General features: G+C 43.0%; 22 protein-coding genes and 4 tRNA genes. 3 read left to right on the top strand and 23 right to left on the bottom strand.

Translation table 11 applies throughout. From position 1 onward, the window contains the following. Nucleotides 1–125: 125 nt before the first annotated feature. The 19 genes from rpsJ to ACSX1A_RS19485 all read right to left on the bottom strand — a co-directional run bounded on the left by rpsJ (nucleotide 126) and on the right by ACSX1A_RS19485 (nucleotide 19,808). A complete protein-coding gene (gene rpsJ / locus ACSX1A_RS19575) occupies nucleotides 126–431 on the bottom strand; it encodes a 30S ribosomal protein S10 (protein WP_007654312.1) in 306 nt (101 codons plus the stop codon). 12 nt (nucleotides 432–443) lie between these two features. Continuing rightward, nucleotides 444–2,546, bottom strand: a complete 2,103-nt coding sequence (gene fusA / locus ACSX1A_RS19570) for an elongation factor G (RefSeq protein ID WP_439881322.1) — start codon at nucleotides 2,544–2,546, stop codon at nucleotides 444–446. Nucleotides 2,547–2,548: 2 nt separating this feature from the next. Continuing rightward, entirely contained in the window at nucleotides 2,549–3,016 is a 468-nt protein-coding gene (rpsG, locus tag ACSX1A_RS19565; RefSeq protein WP_439881321.1) for a 30S ribosomal protein S7, read from the bottom strand. Nucleotides 3,017–3,035: 19 nt separating this feature from the next. Next, the gene (gene rpsL / locus ACSX1A_RS19560; protein WP_219875622.1) at nucleotides 3,036–3,452 is read right to left on the bottom strand and encodes a 30S ribosomal protein S12; all 417 of its coding nucleotides are present in this window, start codon (nucleotides 3,450–3,452) and stop codon (nucleotides 3,036–3,038) included. Between the two features lie 104 nt (nucleotides 3,453–3,556). Further along, nucleotides 3,557–3,874 carry a DUF3467 domain-containing protein gene (locus tag ACSX1A_RS19555; RefSeq protein WP_439881320.1) on the bottom strand — a complete coding sequence of 106 codons (318 nt, stop codon included), beginning with the start codon at nucleotides 3,872–3,874 and terminating at the stop codon, nucleotides 3,557–3,559. A gap of 3 nt (nucleotides 3,875–3,877) precedes the next feature. After that, entirely contained in the window at nucleotides 3,878–8,194 is a 4,317-nt protein-coding gene (gene rpoC / locus ACSX1A_RS19550) for a DNA-directed RNA polymerase subunit beta' (protein WP_439881319.1), read from the bottom strand. A 103-nt stretch (nucleotides 8,195–8,297) separates the two neighbouring features. Continuing rightward, nucleotides 8,298–12,170, bottom strand: a complete 3,873-nt coding sequence (rpoB, locus tag ACSX1A_RS19545; protein WP_439881318.1) for a DNA-directed RNA polymerase subunit beta — start codon at nucleotides 12,168–12,170, stop codon at nucleotides 8,298–8,300. A gap of 156 nt (nucleotides 12,171–12,326) precedes the next feature. Beyond that, a complete protein-coding gene (gene rplL / locus ACSX1A_RS19540; RefSeq protein ID WP_439881317.1) occupies nucleotides 12,327–12,704 on the bottom strand; it encodes a 50S ribosomal protein L7/L12 in 378 nt (125 codons plus the stop codon). 44 nt (nucleotides 12,705–12,748) lie between these two features. Beyond that, nucleotides 12,749–13,273, bottom strand: a complete 525-nt coding sequence (rplJ, locus tag ACSX1A_RS19535) for a 50S ribosomal protein L10 (RefSeq protein ID WP_439881316.1) — start codon at nucleotides 13,271–13,273, stop codon at nucleotides 12,749–12,751. A gap of 4 nt (nucleotides 13,274–13,277) precedes the next feature. Beyond that, complete coding sequence (gene rplA / locus ACSX1A_RS19530) at nucleotides 13,278–13,970, bottom strand: 50S ribosomal protein L1 (protein ID WP_439881315.1); 693 nt, start codon at nucleotides 13,968–13,970, stop codon at nucleotides 13,278–13,280. A gap of 16 nt (nucleotides 13,971–13,986) precedes the next feature. Next, the gene (gene rplK, locus ACSX1A_RS19525) at nucleotides 13,987–14,430 is read right to left on the bottom strand and encodes a 50S ribosomal protein L11 (RefSeq protein WP_439881314.1); all 444 of its coding nucleotides are present in this window, start codon (nucleotides 14,428–14,430) and stop codon (nucleotides 13,987–13,989) included. A 12-nt stretch (nucleotides 14,431–14,442) separates the two neighbouring features. After that, a complete protein-coding gene (gene nusG, locus ACSX1A_RS19520) occupies nucleotides 14,443–15,000 on the bottom strand; it encodes a transcription termination/antitermination protein NusG (RefSeq protein WP_439881313.1) in 558 nt (185 codons plus the stop codon). 10 nt (nucleotides 15,001–15,010) lie between these two features. Next, a complete protein-coding gene (secE, locus tag ACSX1A_RS19515) occupies nucleotides 15,011–15,202 on the bottom strand; it encodes a preprotein translocase subunit SecE (protein ID WP_439881312.1) in 192 nt (63 codons plus the stop codon). 28 nt (nucleotides 15,203–15,230) lie between these two features. Next, nucleotides 15,231–15,303 (bottom strand) — tRNA-Trp (locus ACSX1A_RS19510). A 110-nt stretch (nucleotides 15,304–15,413) separates the two neighbouring features. Further along, on the bottom strand, nucleotides 15,414–16,601 hold the full coding sequence (tuf, locus tag ACSX1A_RS19505; protein WP_439881311.1) for an elongation factor Tu: 1,188 nt from the start codon (nucleotides 16,599–16,601) through the stop codon (nucleotides 15,414–15,416). 71 nt (nucleotides 16,602–16,672) lie between these two features. Beyond that, nucleotides 16,673–16,744: transfer RNA gene (locus ACSX1A_RS19500), tRNA-Thr, on the bottom strand. Between the two features lie 114 nt (nucleotides 16,745–16,858). Beyond that, nucleotides 16,859–16,931 (bottom strand) — tRNA-Gly (locus tag ACSX1A_RS19495). Nucleotides 16,932–17,012: 81 nt separating this feature from the next. Then, nucleotides 17,013–17,095 (bottom strand) — tRNA-Tyr (locus ACSX1A_RS19490). A gap of 163 nt (nucleotides 17,096–17,258) precedes the next feature. Continuing rightward, nucleotides 17,259–19,808: a M1 family aminopeptidase gene (locus ACSX1A_RS19485; protein WP_439881310.1), complete on the bottom strand. Its 2,550-nt coding sequence runs from the start codon at nucleotides 19,806–19,808 to the stop codon at nucleotides 17,259–17,261. A gap of 84 nt (nucleotides 19,809–19,892) precedes the next feature. Between ACSX1A_RS19485 and ACSX1A_RS19480 the strand changes: the two genes are divergently transcribed. The 3 genes from ACSX1A_RS19480 (at nucleotide 19,893) to frr (ending at nucleotide 21,868) form a co-directional block, all read left to right on the top strand. After that, nucleotides 19,893–20,390, top strand: a complete 498-nt coding sequence (locus tag ACSX1A_RS19480; protein ID WP_439881309.1) for an acetyl-CoA carboxylase biotin carboxyl carrier protein subunit — start codon at nucleotides 19,893–19,895, stop codon at nucleotides 20,388–20,390. An 80-nt stretch (nucleotides 20,391–20,470) separates the two neighbouring features. Next, on the top strand, nucleotides 20,471–21,202 hold the full coding sequence (gene pyrH, locus ACSX1A_RS19475; protein WP_439881308.1) for a UMP kinase: 732 nt from the start codon (nucleotides 20,471–20,473) through the stop codon (nucleotides 21,200–21,202). A 102-nt stretch (nucleotides 21,203–21,304) separates the two neighbouring features. Next, nucleotides 21,305–21,868 carry a ribosome recycling factor gene (gene frr / locus ACSX1A_RS19470; RefSeq protein WP_439881307.1) on the top strand — a complete coding sequence of 188 codons (564 nt, stop codon included), beginning with the start codon at nucleotides 21,305–21,307 and terminating at the stop codon, nucleotides 21,866–21,868. Between the two features lie 125 nt (nucleotides 21,869–21,993). Here frr and nadD read toward each other — a convergent pair whose 3' ends face one another. Genes nadD through ACSX1A_RS19450 form a run of 4 tightly spaced genes read right to left on the bottom strand, consistent with a single transcriptional unit; the run spans nucleotide 21,994 to nucleotide 24,056 of the window. Continuing rightward, nucleotides 21,994–22,566 (bottom strand): nicotinate (nicotinamide) nucleotide adenylyltransferase, encoded by a 573-nt coding sequence (gene nadD, locus ACSX1A_RS19465; protein WP_439881306.1) that lies wholly within the window; start codon nucleotides 22,564–22,566, stop codon nucleotides 21,994–21,996. Further along, nucleotides 22,563–23,147 (bottom strand): guanylate kinase, encoded by a 585-nt coding sequence (gene gmk / locus ACSX1A_RS19460; protein ID WP_439881305.1) that lies wholly within the window; start codon nucleotides 23,145–23,147, stop codon nucleotides 22,563–22,565. Before gmk ends, nadD begins: the two co-directional genes overlap by 4 nt. A 6-nt stretch (nucleotides 23,148–23,153) precedes the next feature. Next, nucleotides 23,154–23,435 (bottom strand): zf-HC2 domain-containing protein, encoded by a 282-nt coding sequence (locus ACSX1A_RS19455; protein ID WP_439881304.1) that lies wholly within the window; start codon nucleotides 23,433–23,435, stop codon nucleotides 23,154–23,156. Between the two features lie 27 nt (nucleotides 23,436–23,462). Beyond that, nucleotides 23,463–24,056, bottom strand: coding sequence for a sigma-70 family RNA polymerase sigma factor (locus ACSX1A_RS19450; protein ID WP_377503338.1), 594 nt, complete (start codon nucleotides 24,054–24,056; stop codon nucleotides 23,463–23,465). Between the last annotated feature and the right edge of the window lie 242 nt (nucleotides 24,057–24,298).

Here is a 24,298-nt window from a genome sequence, read left to right as displayed (position 1 = left end):
GGGAGTGCAAAGTTAACAATTTTTCTCTTGCTATAACAAACCTTTTCTAAATTATTTATTATCAGCCTTTAAAATAAAAAAGGAGAGCTTTATGGGCTCTCCTTTTTTATTTTAAAGGCTGTTTATCAAACTTTGATCTCAACATCAACGCCACTCGGAAGCTCAAGCTTCATTAGGGCATCTACTGTTTTTGAACTAGTTGAATAAATATCTACTAGTCTCTTGTATGTACAAAGCTGGAACTGCTCACGTGATTTCTTGTTTACGTGTGGTGAACGAAGAACTGTGAATTTATCCTTCTCTGTTGGAAGAGGAATTGGTCCGCTTACGATTGCACCTGTTGCTTTAACAGCTTTCACAATTTTCTCAGATGATTTGTCAACCAAGTTGTGATCGTAAGACTTAAGCTTTATTCTTATTTTCTGATTCATTTCTTTACTAGATTATTTAGCTGCTGTTCCTTTTACTTTAGCAATGATGCCGTCTGCCAGGTTTTGTGGTACTTGCTCATAATGAGAGAAAGTCAAAGAGGCAGTTGCTCTACCAGAAGTAATGGTACGAAGATCGGTTACATAACCAAACAGTTCAGATAGTGGAACGTCAGCTTTCACTACTGTCGCAGTTCCTTTCGTATCCATACCTTTCATGATACCTCTTCTTCTGTTCAAGTCACCTGTCACAGGTCCTGTATACTCATCCGGAGTAACAACGTCAACTGCCATGATTGGCTCAAGTAGCTTAGGAGCACACTGCTTACCTGCTTCTTTGAAACCTTGACGAGCAGCCAATTCAAAAGAAAGTGAGTCAGAGTCTACATCGTGGAATGAACCATGGAATAAACGCACTTTCATGGAGTCTATTGGGAAACCGGCAAGAATACCGTTTTTCATCGCTTCCTCGAAACCTTTCTGTACAGCTGGGATAAATTCTTTTGGAATAACACCACCAACAATACCATTCACGAATTCAAGTCCTTGTTTTCCATCCTCACGTGGGCCCATCTCAAATACGATGTCGGCAAACTTACCACGACCACCAGACTGCTTCTTGAACACTTCTCTATGCTCAACAGATTTTGTGATTGTTTCTTTGTAAGCTACCTGAGGTGCACCCTGATTCAGTTCAACTTTGAACTCACGCTTCATACGATCAATAATGATCTCCAGGTGAAGTTCACCCATACCACGAAGAATTGTCTGACCAGTTTCTTCGTCAGTGTTAACTTGTAGGGTTGGATCTTCTTCGATAAGTTTAGCGATTGCCATACCCATCTTATCTGAGTCAGCCTGAGATTTAGGCTCAATTGCATAACCAATTACCGGCTCAGGGAAGTCCATTGATTCTAAAACGATCTTCGCACTTTGATCACAAAGTGTGTCTCCTGTTTTGATATCCTTGAAACCAACTACCGCTCCGATGTCACCAGCACCTAATCTTTCGATTTGGTTCTGCTTGTTAGCATGCATCTGGAAAATACGAGAGATACGCTCTTTGTTGTTTGAACGTGTGTTAAACACATAAGAACCTGACTCCAATACACCTGAATATGCTCTTACGAAGCAAAGGCGACCAACATAAGGGTCTGTAGCAATTTTGAAAGCCAAACCAGCAAACGGCTCGCTTTCGCTTGGCTTACGAGATATTTCCTCACCTGTGTCTGGGTTTGTACCTTTGATGCTTTCCTTATCCATAGGTGACGGGCAAAGAGCCATCACATAATCAAGCATTGTTTGTACACCTTTGTTCTTGAATGAAGAACCACACAACATCGGAACGATGGCCATGTCAATAGTTGCTGCACGAAGAGCTGCGATGATTTCATCTTCAGTAATTGAAGATGGATCTTCGAAGTATTTCTCCATTAATGACTCATCGTATTCAGCTACTGCTTCTAAAAGCTTCTCTCTGTACTCTTCCGCTTCTTCCAGCATATCAGCAGGAATTGGAACTTCAGTAAAGGTCATACCTTTATCTTCGTCATTCCACTCAATGCCTCGGAAGTTTACAAGGTCAACAACACCTCTGAAGTTATCTTCAGCACCAATAGGTAACTGAAGTGCTACAGCGTTGCTTCCCAGCATCTCTTTCACTTGCTTACAAACAGCAAGGAAATCGGCACCGGATCTATCCATTTTGTTAACGAAACCGATACGGGCAACTTTGTAGTTATCTGCTAAGCGCCAGTTTGTTTCAGATTGAGGCTCCACTCCGTCTACTGCACTGAATAGGAATACTAGTCCATCCAATACACGAAGTGATCTGTTTACTTCTACTGTAAAGTCAACGTGACCTGGAGTATCAATAATGTTAATATGGTAATCGTCGCCTCTGTATGGCCAAGTAACAGTTGTAGCAGCTGAAGTAATAGTGATACCACGCTCCTGCTCCTGCTCCATCCAGTCCATTGTGGCAGCACCATCATGAACTTCACCAATTTTGTGGCTTACACCAGCATAATAAAGAATACGTTCAGTCGTAGTGGTCTTACCCGCATCAATATGCGCAGCAATACCAATATTTCTTGTGTATTTTAAGTCTCTTGCCATTACTAGAATCTAAAGTGTGAGAATGCTTTGTTTGCTTCGGCCATTCTGTGCGTGTCGTCTTTTTTCTTAACGGCAGCACCTTCACCTTTAGCAGCCGCGATTATCTCACCAGCTAATCTGTCTTTCATTGTCTTCTCACCTCTCTTGCGAGAGTAAGAAATCATCCACTTAATACCTAGAGATACTCTGCGGTCTGGACGAACCTCAGTCGGCACTTGGAATGTAGCTCCTCCTACTCTACGGCTTTTCACCTCTACGCTTGGCATGATGTTATTCAATGCCTTCTTCCAGGTTTCAAGTCCGTTTTCTTTTGTTTTTTGCTCTACTAGATCTACAGCATCATAAAAGATTCCGTAGGCAACACTTTTTTTGCCATCTACCATCATGTAGTTCACAAAACGTGTTACTAACGTTTCTTTGTATTTTGGATCTGGAAGGAGAATTCTACTTTTAGGCTTTGCTTTTCTCATTGTATTATAACTCTATGAATTACTTTTTCTTACCACCTTTACCTGCAGCAGCTGGAGCCTGACCTGGTTTTGGTCTCTTAGCACCATACTTCGAACGGCTTTGCAGACGTCCGCTTACACCTGCAGTATCCAGGGCACCACGTACTATGTGGTAACGTACTCCTGGAAGGTCTTTTACTCTACCACCTCTGATAAGCACAATTGAGTGCTCCTGTAGGTTGTGTCCTTCACCTGGAATATAGGCGTTTACTTCTTTTCCGTTTGTGAGTCTTACCCTAGCCACTTTACGCATAGCCGAATTCGGCTTCTTTGGCGTAGTTGTATATACTCTAGTACAAACACCACGTCGCTGTGGGCATGAATCTAAGGCAGGAGACTTTGACTTTGAAGTTAACTTCTCTCTTCCTTTTCTTACTAATTGCTGTATAGTAGGCATTTACAATCTGTTAATTATAGATTTTTCCACTCTAAAATTTGGTCTGCAAAGGTATGAAATAAGCTTTGCAAATTCAAAATTTTAATTCATTAATTATTAGCACCTTAGGCCTCTCCCACCGTTCCTCCGAAGTTCATCGGGAAAGATGGGGCATCCTGGGACTGCTTTATTTCTCCAAAACTTGCCTCAAATTTATTGATATTATCCGCCAGAGCAGCCAAAAGTCTTTTAGCATGCTCTGGGGTAATAACAATTCTTGATTTCACTTTTGCTTTAGGCACTCCTGGCATCAATCTTATAAAGTCAATCACAAACTCACTACTTGAATGTGCGATCATCGCTAAATTCGCATACTCTCCTTCAGCAATTTCTTCAGACAGCTCAATGTTTATTTGATTTTGCTTTTGCAGATCCTCCGCCATACCTTATCTGTTTTGTAATTCTTGTTGCTTGGATTTAGAAGTTGCTTTTTTAGATTCAACCAATGAATCGTACTCTTCCTGATTTCCAACGATCATTTTCTGATACTCTCTCAGACCTGTACCGGCTGGAATTAAGTGTCCTACAATCACGTTTTCTTTCAGTCCAAGCAACTCATCTGCTTTACCTTTGATAGCTGCTTCACTTAGCACTTTGGTAGTTTCCTGGAAGGACGCCGCAGAGATAAAGCTTTGCGTACCAAGAGATGCTTGAGTAATACCTTGTAGCGTTGGTCTTGATACTGATGGTTGTGCATCGCGCACAGTCACCAATTTCATGTCGCGGCGCTTCAGACTTGAATTTTCATCACGAAGTCTTCTTGCTGTAACAATCTGTCCTGGTTTCAAGCTTGTAGAGTCGCCAGATTCCTCGACAACTTTCATGTCGATGATTCTGTCATTCTCTTCCATGAAGTTGATCTTATCAACTACCTGATGCTCCAGGAAGCTTGTATCACCTGCATCTACCACTACTACTTTCTGCATCATCTGACGTACAACAACTTCAATGTGCTTGTCGTTGATCTTCACACCCTGCAGTCGGTATACTTCCTGAATCTCATTTACAAGATACTCTTGTACAGCTCCAGGCCCCTGAATATTCAAAATGTCTGTAGGTGTGATTGCTCCATCTGATAATGGCATACCAGCACGAACAAAGTCATTATCCTGAACAAGTATGTGCTTGGACAGAGGCACCATGTATTTCTTCTTCACACCATCTTTTGATTCTATGAAGATTTCACGGTTACCACGCTTCACACTTCCGTAAGTAACTACACCATCAATCTCAGACACTACTGCCGGGTTAGATGGGTTACGAGCCTCGAATAATTCGGTAACTCGCGGAAGACCACCTGTAATGTCTCGTGTCTTACCAATTGCACGTGGGATCTTAGCAAGAATCTGACCCGCTTTGATTTTCTCCCCGTTCTCAACAGTTAAGTGAGCACCTACCGGTATATTGTAGCCCTTCGGTTCACCATTCTTTGGATTTACAATGATAGCAGGGTTTTGCGTTTTGTCTTTTGTATCGACAATTACTTTTTCACGGTAACCTGTCTGCTCATCCGACTCCTCACGGTAAGTTACACCTTCAATGATCGACTCATAGCTGGTCTCACCGTCAAACTCTGACAATATAACTGCATTATATGGATCCCAGCTACATAGCTTCTCACCTTTCTCAACAGTTTGTCCGTCACTTACAGTTATAAATGATCCGTATGGTACGTGGTTACTGATCAATAGCTTACCTGAAGCCTGATCAATAATCTTCACTTCACCTGAACGACCCATTACTACTTTTACGGTATCGCCTTCGTTGTTTACGGTATCAATTGTACGTACATCTTCAAGTTCGATTTTACCGCCAAACTTAGCAACGATTGTTGCATCTACCGCGATGTTAGACGCTGTACCACCCACGTGGAATGTACGTAATGTTAACTGAGTACCTGGCTCACCAATTGACTGTGCTGCAATTACACCTACGGCTTCACCTTTCTGCACCATGAATCCTGTTGCCAGGTTACGGCCATAGCATTTTGCACAGATTCCTCGCTTCGATTCACATGTCAATACTGAACGTATTTCCACTGTTTCGATTGAAGTATTTTCTATAGCGCGTGCTACTTCTTCTGTTATCTCATCACCAGATTCTACAATCAGTTCATTTGAGATAGGATCATAAACATCATGTACAGTTACACGACCTAAGATTCTTTCAGACAAAGATTCAACGATGTCCTCGTTATCTTTAAGAGCGCTTACTTCCAGACCACGTAAAGTACCGCAGTCTTCTTCGTTCACAATCACATCCTGTGACACGTCAACTAGACGACGAGTCAGGTAACCCGCATCGGCAGTTTTAAGAGCCGTATCGGCAAGACCTTTACGAGCACCGTGTGTAGAGATGAAGTACTCGATTACATCCAGACCTTCCTTAAAGTTAGAAAGAATAGGGTTTTCGATAATTTCACCTACTGATCCTTGAAGTGACTTCTGAGGCTTCGCCATCAGACCTCTCATACCACCTAACTGACGAATCTGCTCCCTTGAACCACGGGCTCCTGAGTGCATCATCATAAAGATGGAGTTAAAGCCCTGGTCATCATTCTCCAGACGACGCATCAACGTTTCAGTAATCTGGTTGTTGATACGTGTCCAGATGTCAATTACCTGGTTGTAACGCTCGTTATCAGTGATCAGACCCATAGAGTAGTTCTGCCATACAGCATCAACTTCTTTCTTGGCCTGCTCAACAAGTATATCTTTCTCAGCAGGGATATTTATATCACCTAGACCCATTGACAGGCCACCTTTGTAAGCTGACTGGAATCCTAGTGTTTTTATATCATCAAGGAAGTGTGCAGTACGAGCCATACCTGTCTCCTTGAACACTCTTGAAATGATCTGCTGAAGTTTTTTCTTTGTTAGTAATTCATCAACAAAACCTACTTCCTCCGGAACAAACTGGTTGAATATTACACGGCCTGCAACCGTTTCTATCAGTTTCGTAACAAGTTCGCCTTGCTCATTCTTTACTTTAGTTCTTACTTTAATATAAGCCTGCTTTGAAAGTCGCCCTTCGTTGATAGCAATGATTACTTCTTCTGCAGAGTAGAATCTCATTCCTTCACCGGCAATTTTCTCATTTTCAGTGCTACGCTTTCCTTTTGATACATAGTATAAACCAAGTACCATGTCCTGAGAAGGTACAGCGATTGGTGCACCATTGGCAGGATTTAGGATATTGTGCGAAGCAAGCATCAGCATAGAGGCTTCCAGTACAGCAGCAGGTCCTAACGGAACGTGCACAGCCATCTGGTCACCGTCAAAGTCAGCGTTGAATGCAGTACACACAAGTGGGTGTAACTGTATCGCCTTTCCTTCAATTAGCTTTGGCTGGAATGCCTGGATACCTAATCTGTGTAGTGTAGGGGCACGGTTTAGGAGCACTGGATGGCCTTTCAGCACGTTCTCCAGGATATCCCAAACAACCGGGTCCTTACGGTCTACTATCTTCTTGGCTGATTTTACAGTCTTTACAATACCTCTTTCGATCAGCTTACGGATGATGAAAGGCTTGAAAAGTTCAGCTGCCATATTCTTTGGCAGACCGCACTCATGCAGCTTCAGTTCAGGTCCAACCACAATTACCGAACGGCCAGAGTAGTCTACACGCTTACCTAATAAGTTCTGACGGAAACGTCCTTGCTTACCTTTTAGCATGTCAGAAAGAGACTTCAAAGCGCGGTTTCCTTCTGCCCGAACAGCATTCACTTTACGTGAGTTGTCAAACAGAGAGTCTACTGCTTCCTGAAGCATACGCTTCTCATTACGCAGGATTACTTCTGGAGCCTTGATCTCAATAAGACGCTTCAGACGGTTGTTACGAATAATTACGCGTCTGTAAAGGTCATTTAAGTCAGATGTAGCGAAACGACCACCATCCAAAGGAACAAGTGGGCGTAGTTCAGGTGGTATTACAGGCACCATGCGGATGATCATCCACTCTGGTCTGTTTTCAATTCTTGTTGTAGCATCACGGAAAGCCTCTACAACACGAAGACGCTTTAACGCCTCCGCTTTACGCTGCTGAGATGTTTCGTGCGCTGCTGCATGACGAAGCTCGTAAGAAAGATCATCCAGGTTTGTACGCTCCAACAGCATTTGTAATGCTTCAGCACCCATTTTCGCGATAAACTTATTTGGATCAGTATTATCCAACATTTGGTTTTCGCGCGGAAGCTTGTCAATCATATCCAGGTACTCATCCTCTGTCAGAAAGTCCAGTGTGTTCACACTGTCTTCTGCAAGTATACCTGGCTGAATAACTACATATCTTTCATAATAGATAATCTGGTCAAGCTTCTTTGTTGGTAAGCCTAACAGATACCCGATTTTATTTGGCAGGGATTTAAAATACCAGATATGTGCCACAGGAACAACAAGTTCGATGTGACCCATACGCTCACGGCGCACTTTCTTCTCAGTAACTTCTACACCGCAACGGTCGCAGATGATACCTTTATATCTGATTCTCTTGTACTTCCCGCAGTGGCATTCCCAGTCCTTTACAGGTCCGAATATTCTTTCGCAGAATAATCCACCCATTTCAGGCTTATAGGTTCTATAGTTGATTGTCTCAGGCTTTGTTACCTCTCCGTTAGAACGCTCCAAAATCGATTCTGGAGAAGCTAAGCTTATCGTTACTTTAGAGAAGTCCTGAGTTAGCTTTTTATTTTTTGCAAATGCCATATTATTATAATAATGTCAATACAATGAATATGCCTTACAGCTTTGTCTTATAAAGTGCGCTAAGCGCTTCGGCGAATGCCTTAGCGCTTAGCGTTAAACTTTACTATTCTAATGTGATTTCAAGCGCAAGGCCTCTTAATTCGTGAATCAATACATTGAATGATTCAGGAATATTTGGCTTTGGAAGTACATCACCTTTAACGATTGCCTCGTACGCTTTCGCACGGCCAATAACGTCGTCTGATTTTACTGTAAGTATTTCCTGCAACACGTTTGACGCACCAAATGCCTCAAGCGCCCACACCTCCATTTCACCGAAACGCTGACCACCAAACTGAGCTTTACCACCTAGTGGCTGCTGCGTGATCAATGAGTATGGTCCGATTGAACGGGCGTGCATCTTATCGTCAACCAAGTGACCAAGTTTCAGCATGTATATTACACCTACTGTAACTGGTTGATCGAAACGATCTCCGCTTAGTCCATCAAACAGATAGGAACGACCGAATATTGGAAGACCAGCTTCTGCCAGCTCAGCTGACACCTGCTCTTCAGTAGCTCCGTCGAAGATAGGTGTTGCATAGGTTTTGCCTAATTTAAGGCCGGCCCATCCTAACACTGTTTCATATATCTGTCCGATGTTCATTCGGGAAGGTACACCAAGTGGGTTCAATACGATATCCATTGGAGTTCCGTCTTCTAAGAACGGCATGTCTTCCTCACGAACGATTCTTGCTACAACACCTTTGTTACCGTGTCGACCAGCCATCTTGTCACCTACTTTAAGCTTACGCTTTTTAGCAATGTAAACTTTAGCAAGCTGCACGATACCAGCCGGTAATTCGTCTCCAACTTCTAACGTGAATCGCTCACGCTTAAAGTGTGCTGAAACGATGTTTCTACGCTTATTGTAGTTCTTAACAAGCTCAACCAGCATCTTGTTCGCTTTGTCATCGCTTGTCCAGTTCTCCAGAATAAGATCTTTGAACATGTTCACCTCTTCAGGCACAGCGTAGTTGCTCTCGTCTTTATATGGGTTCTTCTCAGGGAAAAGAGCTTCAATGATGTTCTTTCTAGTGAATTTAACTCCCTTAGAAAGTATATCGTCTCCAAACTTATGCTTAATACCCTGTGAAGTTTTGCCTTCAAGTAATGCAACCAGCTTATCTACCATCACATTTTTGATAGCAGTCAGCTCTTTGCCATACTTTACTTTTAGCTCTTCTACCTCTTTCTTAGACTTAGCACGAAGGTTTTTGTCTTTCTTAGGTCTTGAGAACAACTTAGTGTCAATTACAACACCATTCAATGAAGGAGGCGCCTTAAGCGAAGCATCCTTCACATCACCTGCTTTATCACCAAAGATGGCACGAAGAAGTTTCTCTTCTGGTGTTGGATCTGTTTCACCCTTCGGTGTGATCTTACCAATCAGAATATCTCCTTCTTTTACTTCTGCTCCTAAACGGATGATACCATTCTCATCAAGGTTTCGAACAGCTTCTTCGCTTACGTTTGGAATTTCAGAAGTTAATTCTTCCTCACCTCTTTTCGTTTCACGAACTTCTAATTCAAACTCTTCAATGTGGATTGAAGTAAACACATCATCGCGAACAACCTTCTCTGAGATTACGATCGCATCCTCAAAGTTGTATCCTTGCCATGGCATGAAAGCTACCTGCAGGTTTCTACCCAATGCAAGCTCACCATTGTTAGTAGCATAACCTTCACAAAGTGGCTCGCCTTTCGTTACACGCTGCCCTGTTCTCACAAGTGGAGTCAGGTTAATACATGTATCCTGGTTAGTTCTTCTGAATTTGATCAGGTTATAAGTCACAAATTCCGCATCAAACGAAACTAGTTTCTCATCATCTGACAGATCATACTTCACAACGATCTTAGTAGCATCAACAAAATCGATCACTCCATCACCTTCGGCGATTACAAGTGCTCTTGAGTCAATTGCTGCTCTTCTTTCCAGACCTGTACCTACAATCGGAGCCTGTGGCTTCAGAAGTGGTACTGCCTGACGCTGCATGTTTGAACCCATCAGGGCACGGTTTGCATCATCATGCTCCAGGAATGGAATCATGGACGCCGCCACAGATACAATCTGGTTTGGCGCAATGTCCATGTATGTATAGATATTTGGCTCTTCTACAGGGAAGTCACCCTCGAATCTACCTTTTACTCTTTCATTAAGGAAGTTACCTTTATCATCAATCAGGGCATTTGCCTGAGCGATGTGGTGTGTATCTTCTTCCTCTGCTGTCAGATACTCTACAGTACCATCCACCTGTACTTTACCTTCAATTACCTTGCGGTAAGGAGTTTCGATAAAGCCCATGTGGTTTACTCTTGCATGCACGCAAAGAGAGGATATCAAACCAATGTTTGGTCCTTCCGGAGTTTCAATCGTACAAAGTCGTCCGTAGTGAGTATAGTGAACGTCACGTACCTCGAAACCGGCACGCTCTCTTGACAGACCACCTGGTCCAAGAGCAGATACACGACGCTTATGCGTCACTTCTGCAAGTGGGTTCGTCTGGTCCATGAACTGAGACAGCTGATTTGTTCCGAAGAACGAGTTGATCACAGAAGACAGTGTACGCGCATTAATAAGGTCAACAGGCTTGAAGTCTTCATTGTCACGCACGTTCATACGCTCCTTAATAGTTCTGGCCATACGAGCCAGACCTACGCCGAACTGTGCATACAACTGCTCACCTACTGTTCTTACACGACGGTTACTTAAGTGGTCAATATCATCCACTACAGCTTTAGAGTTTATCAGACCGATCAGGTATTTCACGATCAGTACGATATCCTCATTCGTCAGAACCTTAGCATCCCAGTTTGTATCAAGACCTAGCTTCTTGTTTATTCTATATCGGCCAACTTCACCCAGGTCATAACGCTTATCAGAGAAGAACAACTTCTGGATGATATCGCGAGCTGTTTCAACATCTGGTGCCTCTGTGTTTCTAAGCTGACGGTAGATCTGCTCTACTGCTTCCTGCTCAGAGTTAGAGTTATCCTTCTGAAGTGTATTATAGATGATAGCGTAATCAGCAATGTTTACATTCTCACGGTGAAGAATGATTGACTGCACACCTGAATCTAAAATTACATCCACATCTTCAGGAGTAACTTCAGAGTCACGCTCCAGGATCACTTCATTTCTATCTATAGAAACAACTTCACCAGTATCTTCATCTACGAAGTCTTCTGTCCATGTTCTAAGAACACGTGCAGCAAGCTTTCTTCCTACAGAATTCTTTAAGTTCGTCTTATTCGCAGGAACCTCCTCTGATAAGCCAAACAGATCCAGGATATCCTTGTCAGTTCCATAACCGATGGCACGTAACAATGTAGTAACCGGGAATTTCTTTTTACGGTCAATGTACGCGTACATCACGTTATTCACGTCTGTCGCAAACTCAACCCAAGATCCTTTGAAAGGAATGATTCGGGCAGAGTATAACTTTGTACCGTTGGTATGCTTGCTCTGAGCAAAGAACACACCTGGTGATCTGTGTAACTGAGATACAATTACACGTTCGGCTCCATTAATAACAAATGAGCCTTTCTCAGTCATATAAGGAATATTCCCTAAGAAAACTTCCTGCTCAATTGTTTCGAAATCTTCGTTATCCTCATCATTACAGATAAGACGAAGTTTCGCTTTCAACGGAACTGAATATGTTAGACCCCTGTCGATGCTTTCATCAACAGAATATTTTGGAGGATCTATATGATAATCGATAAACTCCAGTACAAAGTTCTCGCGTGAATCGGAGATAGGAAAGTTCTCGGCAAATACCTTAAACAAGCCTTCCTGAGCTCTATTTTCAGCTGGAGTCTCCAACTGAAAGAAGTCCTGAAATGACTGTACCTGAACATCTAAGAAGTCAGGATAATCTATTACAGGTTTAATAGAGGCAAAATTGATTCGATCTGTCGTTTTATTCTTAGCCAAAGCCTTGAAGTTTTACGTTTACAATCACTTAAGGGCACACAGAGTCCAAAACAGCTGTGGGCAAAAAAGGATTCAAAAATGAATCCATATACAAACAGGAAAAGACCTGACTAATATGCCAGGTCTACCTGTTGTCGGTATGTTGATGAAGTGAGATTATTTAACCTCCACTTCAGCACCAGCTTCTTCCAAAGATTTCTTCAGTGAATCTGCTTCGTCTTTAGCAACACCTTCTTTTAGAGCTTTTGGAGCGCCATCAACTAGTTCTTTAGCCTCTTTCAGACCAAGACCAGTAAGCTCTTTTACAAGCTTAACTACTGCTAGTTTCTGAGCACCGGCTGACTTAAGGATTACGTCGAAAGACGTTTTCTCTTCTGCAGCAGCACCACCTTCAGCAGCACCACCAGCCATCATAACTGGAGCAGCAGCAGCAGGCTCGATGCCATACTCATCCTTAAGAATAGTAGCTAGTTCGTTAACCTCTTTTACAGTTAAGTTTACTAACTGCTCAGCGAATGCTTTCAAATCTGCCATTTTTATTGAAATTAAAAGTTACTTATTGATTACGTTTTTAGAATTTATTCTTTTTCTGATAATGTTTTCAGGATACCGGCTAACTTACCGCCACTGCTTTGAAGCGCTGAAATAACGTTCTTAGCTGGAGACTGTAGTAAACCAATAACATCACCGATAAGCTCATTTTTAGACTTGATCTCAGAAAGCGCCTTAAGCTGCTCCTCGCCAATGTATAAACCGCTATCAATGAAGGCACCCTTAAGAAGTGGAAGCGTATTTCCCTTCTTTCTGTAGTCCTGGATTAGTTTTGCAGGGGCATTGCCTGACTCAGTAGAGAACAGGATACCGGAAGCGCCTTTCAAAACCTCTTCAAGCTCAGTTGTGTCAGCCTCTAAGTTGTTTAGGGCTTTCTTGATTAATGAGTTCTTGTAAACCTTGTACTCGATACCTCTATCGAATGCCATTCTCCTGAATGCGTTCACACCTGCTACCGTCATTTTAGACGCATCAGTGATATAGAAGTAGTTCGTGTTGGCTAACTTCTCGCTCAGGTCCTGTACAATTATTTCTTTTTCTTCCCTGGTCATTTTCTTAGATAGCTGAATTCTTGTCAACGATTACGGCCGGGCTCATTGTGCTAGACAATGTTATGCTCTTTATGTATGTACCCTTAGCAGAAGAAGGCTTCAAACGGTTTAGTGTCTGAATCACCTCAGCTGCGTTAGCAGCAAGCTGCTCTGTAGTGAAGGAAACCTTACCTACGCTGGTGTGGATGATTCCAAACTTATCAACTTTAAAGTCGATCTTACCAGCTTTAACTTCTTTCACTGCTTTCGCTACGTCTTGCGTAACTGTTCCTGACTTAGGGTTAGGCATCAGGTTACGAGGACCTAATATTCTACCTAAACGACCTACTTTAGCCATAACTGCAGGCATTGTAATGATCACATCAACATCAGTCCATCCTTTTTCGATTTTCTGAATATAATCATCTAGACCTACAAAGTCAGCACCAGCATCTTTTGCTTCCTGCTCTTTGTCAGGAGTAACAAGTGCCAGCACTTTAACATCTTTACCAGTACCGTGAGGTAGTGTAACGATACCACGTACCATCTGGTCTGCCTTACGAGGGTCAACACCAAGACGAACATCGATATCAACAGAGGCATCAAACTTAGTGAAGGTAATATCCTTTACTACTGAAGCGGCATCTGTTAAAGAATATTCTTTTGTCAAGTCAGCTTTTTCCAAAGCTGCTTTTCTATTTTTTGAAATCTTCGCCATTATCCTTTAACTCTAATTATTCGTTCCACGGAGCATTACCCGACACTGTGATACCCATGCTTCTAGCAGTACCAGCTACCATTTTCATAGCTGCTTCTATCTGGAACGCATTTAAATCCGGCATCTTAGTCTCAGCAATCTCTCTTACCTGATCCCATGTAACTGAACCTACTTTGTTACGGTTTGGCTCTTTAGAACCACCCTTAATTTTAGCAGCATCCATTAACAATACTGGAGCAGGTGGAGTTTTCACCACGAAGTCGAAGGACTTGTCTGCATATATTGTAATCAATACTGGTAACACCTGTCCAGGCTTATCCTGAGTTCTTGCATTAAACTGCTTACAGAACTCCATGATGTTAAGACCTTTAGAACCAAGTGCAGGTCCAACCGGTGGCGATGGATTCGCGGCACCTCCCTTTATCTGAAGTTTCAGATAACCTTTTATTTCCTTTGCCATTATTTGTATTTACTACGATTCTTTTTCCACTTGCATGTAATTCAACTCAACTGGTGTGTTTCTTCCGAAGATTTTCACCATTACGTTCAGTTTCTTACGCTCTTCAAATACTTCCTCTACTGTTCCAGAGAATCCGCTGAAAGGACCATCCATTACTTTCACTGTTTCACCAACGATGAATGGCGTATCCAGTACCTCCGCCTGCTCTTCAGCCTCATCAACAGTTCCTAAGATCCTGTTAATCTCTGACTGACGAAGGGGAACAGGCTTCTTGTTAGCGGCACTATCGTTAGCACCTAAAAAGCCAATAACACCAGGAGTGCTTATAATGATGTGCTCAGCCTCTCCATGTGAAAGATCAGCATGCACTAACACATACCCTGGGAAGAAGTTACGTTCTCTGATCCTCTTTTTGCCTCCGCGCATCTCGTATACCTTTTCAGCTGGTATAAGCACTTGCGGGACATACTCTTCAAGGTTTTGCCTTACAATTTCATTTTCGAGATAAGCTTTCGCTTTTTTCTCCTGTCCGCTTACCGCGCGAACCACATACCATTTTAAATCAGCCATAGCGTCCTTTTTAAAACTGGTTGTAGAACCACGTCAGGCCAGAATCGAAAACCAAATCCATAGCACCAACTACTATAGCAAAAATCAGAGAACCAATTAGTACCAATACAGAGCTATTCTGTAATTCAGAATAAGAGGGCCAGGAGACTTTGTCTCTCATTTCCTCAACTGTTTCACTTACGTAGTTTCTAACCTTGCTCATTTCTTCGCTATCCAGATAGTTTTAATTGCACGGGTGGAGAGACTCGAACTCCCAGCCAATGGTTTTGGAGACCACTACTCTACCAATTGAGCTACACCCGTAAAAAAATGCACGCCATTTTTATCAAATGGAGTGCAAATTTATATAAATCTTTTATGAAAACAAACCCGTTCTTAAAAAACTTCTCAAGAACGGGTTTGTAACATAGTAATTAGTCAAGGATTTCAGTTACCTGACCGGCACCTACTGTTCTACCACCCTCACGGATAGCGAAACGTAGACCTTTCTCCATTGCAACAGCGTTGATCAGTTTCACCTCGATAGTGATGTTATCACCAGGCATAACCATTTCTACACCTTCTGGAAGGATGATCTCGCCAGTAACGTCTGTCGTTCTGAAGTAGAACTGTGGACGGTACTTGTTGAAGAATGGAGTGTGACGTCCACCTTCTTCTTTAGAAAGAACATAAACCTCAGCTTTGAAGTGTGTGTGAGGCTTAACTGAACCTGGCTTACAGATAACCATACCACGACGGATATCAGTTTTCTCAATACCACGTAGTAATAGACCTACGTTGTCACCAGCTTCACCTCTGTCAAGAATCTTACGGAACATCTCAACACCAGTAACTGTAGACTTCAAGTTCTCAGCACCCATACCTAAGATGTCAACCTGCTCACCAGAGTTGATTACACCACGCTCAATACGACCTGTAGCAACAGTACCACGACCTGTAATTGAGAACACGTCTTCAACCGGCATCAAGAATGGAAGGTCAGTCAGACGAGCTGGAATTGGAATCCAGTTGTCAACAGCATCCATTAGATCTTCGATAGTCTTCACCCACTTAGCATCACCGTTAAGGCCACCAAGTGCAGAACCCTGAATTACAGGAATGTTATCGCCATCGAAATCGTAGAAAGAAAGTAGCTCACGGATTTCCATTTCAACAAGCTCAAGAAGCTCTGGGTCATCCACCATATCCACTTTGTTCATGAATACTACAAGCTGAGGAACACCTACCTGACGAGCAAGAAGGATGTGCTCACGAGTTTGTGGCATTGGACCATCAGTCGCAGCAACCACAAGAATGGCACCGTCCATCTGAGCAGCACCAGTAACCATGTTCTTCACGTAGTCAGCGTGACCTGGGCAGTCAACGTGTGCATAGTGACGGTTTTCTGTAGCGTACTCAACGTGTGATGTATTGATAGTAATACCTCTTTCTTTTTCTTCAGGAGCGTTATCAATTGAAGAGAAGTCACGAAGTGAAGCAAGACCTTTGCTAGCCAATACAGTAGTTATAGCTGCAGTCAATGTAGTTTTGCCGTGGTCAACGTGACCGATAGTACCGATATTTACGTGCGGTTTGGAACGGTCAAATGTTTCTTTAGCCATTGTATGATATTAAATTAAGGTTAAAACGTTTAAGTTTCTGTCGCGCTTTTAATTACACGTAACGGACTTAGAGCCAACGATGGGAATTGAACCCACGACCCCTTCCTTACCAAGGAAGTACTCTACCCCTGAGCTACGTCGGCTTAAAACTTCCCGAAGCGCCTAAATCTTAACTTACAATAAAAAGGAAATCCATCAAGATGAAATCCCTCCCAAATTAAACCCGTAAGTTAAAATTAATCTCTTCTTAAAAAATGAGCGGGAGACGAGGGTCGAACTCGCGGCCTATAGCTTGGAAGGCTATCGCTCTACCAACTGAGCTACTCCCGCTTTTAAAATTTTGAATAGCTTAATTTTGAATGAGTAAAAAACCAATCAAAATTAAGCCACTCAATTATTCAAAGTTTTCTGTGGGGAGAGCAGGATTCGAACCTGCGAAGTCGTAAGACAACGGAGTTACAGTCCGTCCCATTTGGCCGCTCTGGAATCTCCCCATACGCTAATTTCAAATTAAATCAGCAGAACTTTTCCCTTTGAAAGAAGCACTTCTGACGTGTTCTTCGTTCTAAGGAGATGCAAAATTAACCGCTTTTTCTTTCCTGTCAAATATTCTTGCAAAAAAAGTTCTTTTTTTTCTACTGCTGCACATTTTCATGCTCAGTTATACATCTCCAGCAAACGCGTATCTGATTCATTCTCTTTGATTTCCCTCAAAATCTGCTTCACTTCAGGTTTTTCTGACATAACCATTAATGCCTGGTACGCTGCCCCCCTTACATAGTAAATGTTGTGATTTTGGGCAATATCCTTTAACATCGCTATCACTTCCGGTGTGTTCGCATCTGGATTTGTTGCCAGGTAAGCACCGAAACTCTGTAGCAAATAATATAAAGCTCCACCCTTTGCACTCTTCGCCTGCTTCATAAACCAATCATATTTCTCAGCCCCACCTTGCAGCGCGTACAACGTGGATAAAGCGATCACAACATCTGCACTTTTCTCATTATCAAAGCGTGCTATCTTAGTCATGGTGTCTGGTGCACCTGTTCCAGCATACCCAAGTATACCAGCAGCGGCAACCTGGTAGGAACTATCCTGCATGGCCTGCTCGAACAAGTCCTTATACTTGCTTCCGCCCCAGTTTGCCAGTGCCAGGATAGCATCAGCCCGCACAGCCCCTTTTTTATCCTGCCGCGCCAGTCGCTGTACCTCTCCTACTATACCTGCAGCATTTTCAGCCTCTAAACCACTAAGGGCATTGATGGCAGCACTCCTTACTACCCAGTACTTATCCTGCAGTGCATCAGTCAGAAGCTTGATAACTTCTTTATCAGCCAGATTTATTTCCTTTAGCTTTTCTATAGCTTCCAGTTTAGCAGCCAGGTGCTTGGCATTGTAAAACTCGTATACCAGTTCCTGCTTAGACTTCTCCTGTGCTATGGTACCCAGAAGCTGGTGCGCCGGATCTAAAATTACTAGCTGCGGCTGTGCTGCTGCCGGAATTGTAAACGTTTGGTCTGCTTTATCAACAACGATTGGATGCAATGTTTTTTTACCATTTACCCATACTGCAACCTCCAAAGGCAGAAGGTACACAGGCATGTAAGCTGTATCCTGCTGCTGCATAACATGTAGGCTCAGTTGCCCGTTCTGGTAGCTGTGTTCTACTTTAAGCTCCGGATGCCCTGGCTTCATAAACCACTGATCAAAGAACCACATCAGATCCATTCCGGTTACATCTTCAAAAGCCATTCGCAGCTCTGCAACTTCTACCGCAGAGAACTTATTTTGCGTCAGGTAGCGGTTTAACGATGCCCACCATGCCTCATCGCCTACTAAGTTGCGCAACATATGCAATACACGGCCTCCTTTAGCGTAGGAGTGGCTGTCAAACATGTCTTCTTTGTCACCATAGTAATAGCGGATCAATGGCTCCCGCTTCGTCTCAGCCTCTTCCAGGTATTGGTTCAGTTCATCTAGTTGCAGATAAGCAGCCTCATCTTCTCCATACTTATGCTCTGCCCACAAATATTCTGCATAGTTTGCAAACGACTCATTAAGCGGAAGATTTGCCCACGACTCTGTCGTTACATAGTCTCCAAACCATTGGTGAAAAAGTTCATGTGCAATGATACCATCCCAATTCTTATCCAGCAGTTCCCGCTCATTCATCTGCAAATCTTCCATAAATGTTGACGCAGATGTATTCTCCATAGCCCCCGATACAAAATCTCGCACAACTACCTGTGCATATTTTGGCCAAGGATACACTACACCAAGCTTTTTGGAGAAGAATTCCATCATGTCCGGCGTATTCCCGAAAACTTTCTTTGCGGTACTTTTATAAGCAGGCTCCACGTAATAACTTACTTCCTTATCCCGCCACTTATCCTTAACTACAGCAAAGTCTCCAATAGCCAGCATTGTGAGGTAAGGAGCATGGGGCAATTCTTGTTTCCAGTAATCTGTTTTAGTACCATCTGCGTTCCGGCGCGAGTACATAAAAACCCCATTTGATAAAGTCGTAAATTTCGGATCAACAGTAATGTAAATATCCTGCGTCATGCGCTCATTGGGCGCATCAATAGTAGGGAACCAGGCAGAGTTTGCCTGCGTTTCCCCCTGAGTCCAGATCTGTTGTGGTTTTCCTGCCTCTTGGCCCAGCGGATTAATAAAATATAAACCTTTATCCTGCGTAATTGCATCGCTACCGCCAGCGGCAAGTTCGTTTGGTTTGGCAGTGTAATCTATTTCAACTGTGTACTCTTCGCTGCGCGTATAAGTCTTGTCCAGGTCGATGATCAGCTTTTGCCCATCGTACTTAAACTGCAACGGAGTAGCGTCATATCCTTTCATGAGACTTACGCTATGGATGTCCATTCCCTTTGCATCTAACGTAAGGGTATTCTGCGGGTAGAAGTACGGCTTTAGCGTAAGTTCCGCCAAGCCGTTCAGATATTGCTTTTCCCAATCAAAGCTTACACGTAACTTTGTGTGTATCAGATCGTGTTCTAAAGTATGGGACGGATTAAAGCCGTGTTTTTTGGGAGCCCAAACAGGAACTGTGTCAGCGGATGCCTGTTCTGATGGTTTACTTAGTGCTACGCTTGCTGTGTTCTTATCTGCTGCTGCTTTATTTGCGCTACAGCCAGTCATAAACGACAATGTTGCCACCAAGCCGACTACACTCAAAAACCTATGATTCATGATGGAATGTTTTAATTTTGAGGTCAAGTTCTAAAAATACTGTGAGAAATCAATTACCTTTAAGCTCTAAACTACATATACAAGATGCTCCAGATAAAAACCGCTAACGACAAAACATGGCAGGTTGATATTCAAAAAGAAACCATACTTTTAAACGGAACACCTTTTAGCTGGGACATACAGCCCATCAGCACTAACGCTTTCCACATCATAAAGGATAACAAGTCTTACACCGCAGAACTGGTTGAGACAGATTATCAAGCCAAAACTTTTACTTTTAAGATCAACGGCATCAAACAAACAGTAAACGTGAAGGATCGATTTGACCTTCTGCTTGACAAACTGGGAATGAGTGACGTTAATACAAATAAGGTAAATGATGTGAAGGCTCCTATGCCGGGCCTTGTACTGGAAATAAAGGTGCAGCCAGGCCAGGAAGTAAAGAAAGGTGACCCGATCCTTATCCTGGAAGCCATGAAAATGGAGAACATTCTAAAATCTCCCGGAGATGGCACTGTAAAGGAGATAAAAGTACAGGCCCGCCAAAACGTAGAAAAGAATCAGGTTTTGATTCTATTTTAACTTTTTTGTGTTGCCATACGGGCAGCACGTGTCTGCCCTCAGAAACTATAGATTAAACTCAAACAATTAAAGTATAGATCGTGAAGTATAAGAGAATATTACTGAAGCTTAGCGGTGAGGCGCTGATGGGAGAACAGCAGTACGGTATTGATTCAAACAGACTCATACAGTATGCTAAGGAAATCAAGGAAGTATCCGGAATGGGCGTTGAGGTAGCTGTAGTAATCGGAGGCGGCAATATTTTCAGAGGTGTCCAGGCCGAGCAGGTTGGTTTAGACCGTGTGCAGGGCGATTACATGGGCATGCTTGCCACCGTAATCAATAGCATGGCTTTACAAAGTGCCCTTGAAAAAATAGGTGTTTACACACGCTTGCTTTCAGGGTTAAACATACAGCAGGTATGTGAGCCGTATATCCGTCGTCGTGCCGTGCGCCACCTGGAGAAAGGCCGTGTAGTGATTTTCGGAGCCGGTACTGGCAACCCATACTTCACCACTGACTCCGCTGCATCGTTACGGGCAATTGAGATCGAAGCAGATGTAGTATTAAAAGGAACCCGGGTAGATGGCATTTATTCTGCAGACCCTGAAAAAGATCCGGACGCTATCTTCTATAGAAATATCTCTTTTAAAGACGTTTTTGAAAAGGGGCTGAATGTTATGGACATGACCGCTTTTACGCTTTGTAAAGAAAATGGCCTACCAATTATTGTGTTCGACATGAACACGCCCGGCAACCTGAAGCGTCTGGTTCAGGGTGAAGAAATCGGTACGCTGGTAACAATGAATGAGCTGACTGACCCGGTTGATTAGCTGCTGGAATCAGGAGCTCTAAACAAAACTGACAAAAATTAGTATTTTTGCAGCGCAACAATACGTATAGTTTCAACAGAACTTTTTTAAGCTACAATTGATATGACGGAAGAAATTCAGTTTTACCTCAGCGAGGCTGAGGAGTCTATGGAAAAAGCGGTGCAACACACCGGCTCTGAACTTTCTAAAATTCGTGCTGGCAAGGCATCTCCGGCTATGGTAGAAGACCTGCGCGTTGATTATTATGGCTCACCTACTCCTATTTCACAGGTGGCTAACATCGCTGTTCCTGATGCACGCACACTTCTGATCAAGCCTTGGGAGAAGAATATGCTCGGAGAGATCAACAAATCGATCAAAAACAGCGACCTGAATCTTAACCCTCAGCAAGAAGCGGATGCTATCCGCCTTAATATTCCGGCATTAACAGAGGAGCGCCGCCGTGATCTTGTTAAGCAGGTAAAAAACGAGACAGAGAATGGCAAGATCAGCATCCGTAACATTCGTAAGGATGTGAATGACAGCTTGAGAAAACTTCAGAAAGAAGGCACGTCAGAGGACGCCGTACGTGATGCGGAAGCTAAAGTACAGAAGCTTACTGATGCTTATATCGTAAAAATAGATGAACTGCTTTCAAAGAAAGAAGCAGAGATCATGACAATCTAAATACGATTCCCTTAGAACGTATCAAGATACTCAAAATTAAAGCAAAAGCCCCGCGAGATAACTCGCGGGGCTTTTGCTTTTCCACTTACTCGTAACATGTAGTCGGGAAATGGAATATGTTAAAGCTATTGATACAGCTTGTGTACTTTAATATATTCCGCCACTTCGTCAGGCACCAGGTACTTTATACTTTTCTCTTCCTGAATACACTTTCGGATAAAGGTAGCTGATATATCAAGTATGGGAGCTTTTACAAAGGATACGCTTGGCATATCCGGAATCTCAGTACTTACGGAACCGGAGCGTGGATATACATAAACCTTATGGTACTGCAGTATACTTTCAGAATTCTTCCACTTCGGGAACAGCGGGAGATTATCCTCACCCATGATCAGCACAAACTCATAGCTCGGATACTTTTCCTGTAGGTAAGTTAAGGTATCAATCGTATAGCTCGGTTTAGGCATGCTGAACTCTATGTTCGACACCCCAAGGTTTGGATTATCGGCAATCGCCAACGACACCATGTGCAGCCTGTCGAACTCGTGCAGCAGCGTATTACTGGGCTTAAACGGATTCTGAGGCGAAACCACCAGCCACACTGTATCCAGATCGGTGTTGGTTGCCATAAAATTGGCTAGTATAAGGTGCCCGATGTGGATTGGATTGAAGGAGCCAAACAGCAGGCCTACTTTCATACGATAGCCGGCTCTGCGTTCAGGAATTCATTCACCAGTTTCTCAGCCTCTCCAAAGGCCTTTTCAAGATTATCATTGACAATCACCTTGTCAAACTGGTCCTCAAACCCTAATTCAAATTTTGCTTTAAAAACACGACTCGAAATACTTGAATCAGAATCAGTGTTACGGGCAGTCAGACGCTTGGCAAGCTCCTCCACGGAAGGTGGTTTCACAAAAACTGCCAGGGCGCGATCTTTGTAAAAGTGCTTTATACTTAAACCTCCCTTTACATCTACATCAAGAATAACATGCTTGCCACTTTTCCAGATACGCTCAATTTCTGACTTAAGGGTTCCGTAAAAGGCACCCTCATATACTTCTTCCCATTCAACAAACTCATCGTTCGCGATTTTCTTTTTAAAATCTTCGGGGGTAATAAAGTAATAGTCTTTACCGTTTTCTTCGGTGCGGCCGCGCTTATCGCGTGTGCAAGCCGAAATAGAGAAGCTCAGATTAGGATTGATACTGAGCAGATGCTTTACAATGGTAGTTTTGCCGGCACCGGATGGAGCCGAAAAGATGATGATCTTGCCTTGCATTAGGGGTTATAAAGTTTCTTGAATCTTCGCTTTGATAGAAAATGCCAGGCTTTCTGGCACAATCACGCGCTTTAGATGGCCGCTAATAATCCCTTTGAGCAGCTTTTGCTTCTGATGGTTTTCGAAACAACTCACACAATCCTCAATGTGAGCGTTAAAAAATTTCTCTTCTTCAGTGGTTGCTTCCCCGTCAATAACGAGGTCTAGCATATCGGATACCTTACCACAATCTGTGTCGTGACCTTCCTCCGATGTTTTTTGGTACACTTCTGTAAATTTCGATTCCATCTTTACTCAAACTCTTAAAATCTCTAACTAACTGTTATAACCCATGCTTTTAGCATACTTTTCCAACTTCTCCTTTAAAGAGTTTCGGGCGCGGTGCAACCTGGATCGAACGGTACCTATCGGGATGTCCAGTATTTTGGCCATTTCTTCGTAGGTAAACCCTTCTAAATCACAAAGTATGATTACTGTCCTGAAGTCGACTGGCAAAGCATTCAAGGCACTGGCTACTTCATCCCCGATCAGATCCTGCACACTTTCTGTGCGCATGTCGGTTGTTGATGCCACACCACTCTCACCCTCTACATCTTCGGAATTATAATATCCCTCAACTTCGCTGTAGTCTACCTTAGCAGGTTGTTTGCTCTTTTTCCGAAACTCGTTTATAAATGAGTTCTTCAGGATTCGGAACAGCCATGCTTTTGCATTAGTTCCTTGCTCGAAGTAGTCAAAAAAACGATAGGCTTTCAGATACGTCTCCTGCACCAGGTCATTGGCGTCGTCTTCGTCTAGGGTGAGTCGGTAGGCAAAATTGTACAGAGGGTCCAGCACAGGCAAAAGTTCAGCCTCAAACCTTGCGTCTTTTTCCTCTTTACTTAGCTGTTTACCTGTTTGCTCGCTCATCTACTTGGATTTTGTACTTTTGTGAAGTCCTCCATCGCGTATTATACGCAAATATAGAAATTTTAATTACATACCTTGCTTGCCGCTTCAAGGTTGCAACAGTTATAACCTCACAGGCTGATAATAGAGTAATTATTCTGTTGCTTAATACGTCATTTAGAGAATTTAGTGTGGTTCATCTTTTTTTTTCGCAGTACTTCAGCTGCTTCTCCTTAATTTTGTAGTATCAACTCACTTAACAA

The sequence above is a fragment of the Pontibacter sp. MBLB2868 genome (assembly GCF_051904785.1).
Classification (GTDB): domain Bacteria; phylum Bacteroidota; class Bacteroidia; order Cytophagales; family Hymenobacteraceae; genus Pontibacter.
The sequence above is the reverse complement of the archived record's forward strand: the minus strand, read 5'-3'. Positions and strand labels throughout refer to the sequence as shown.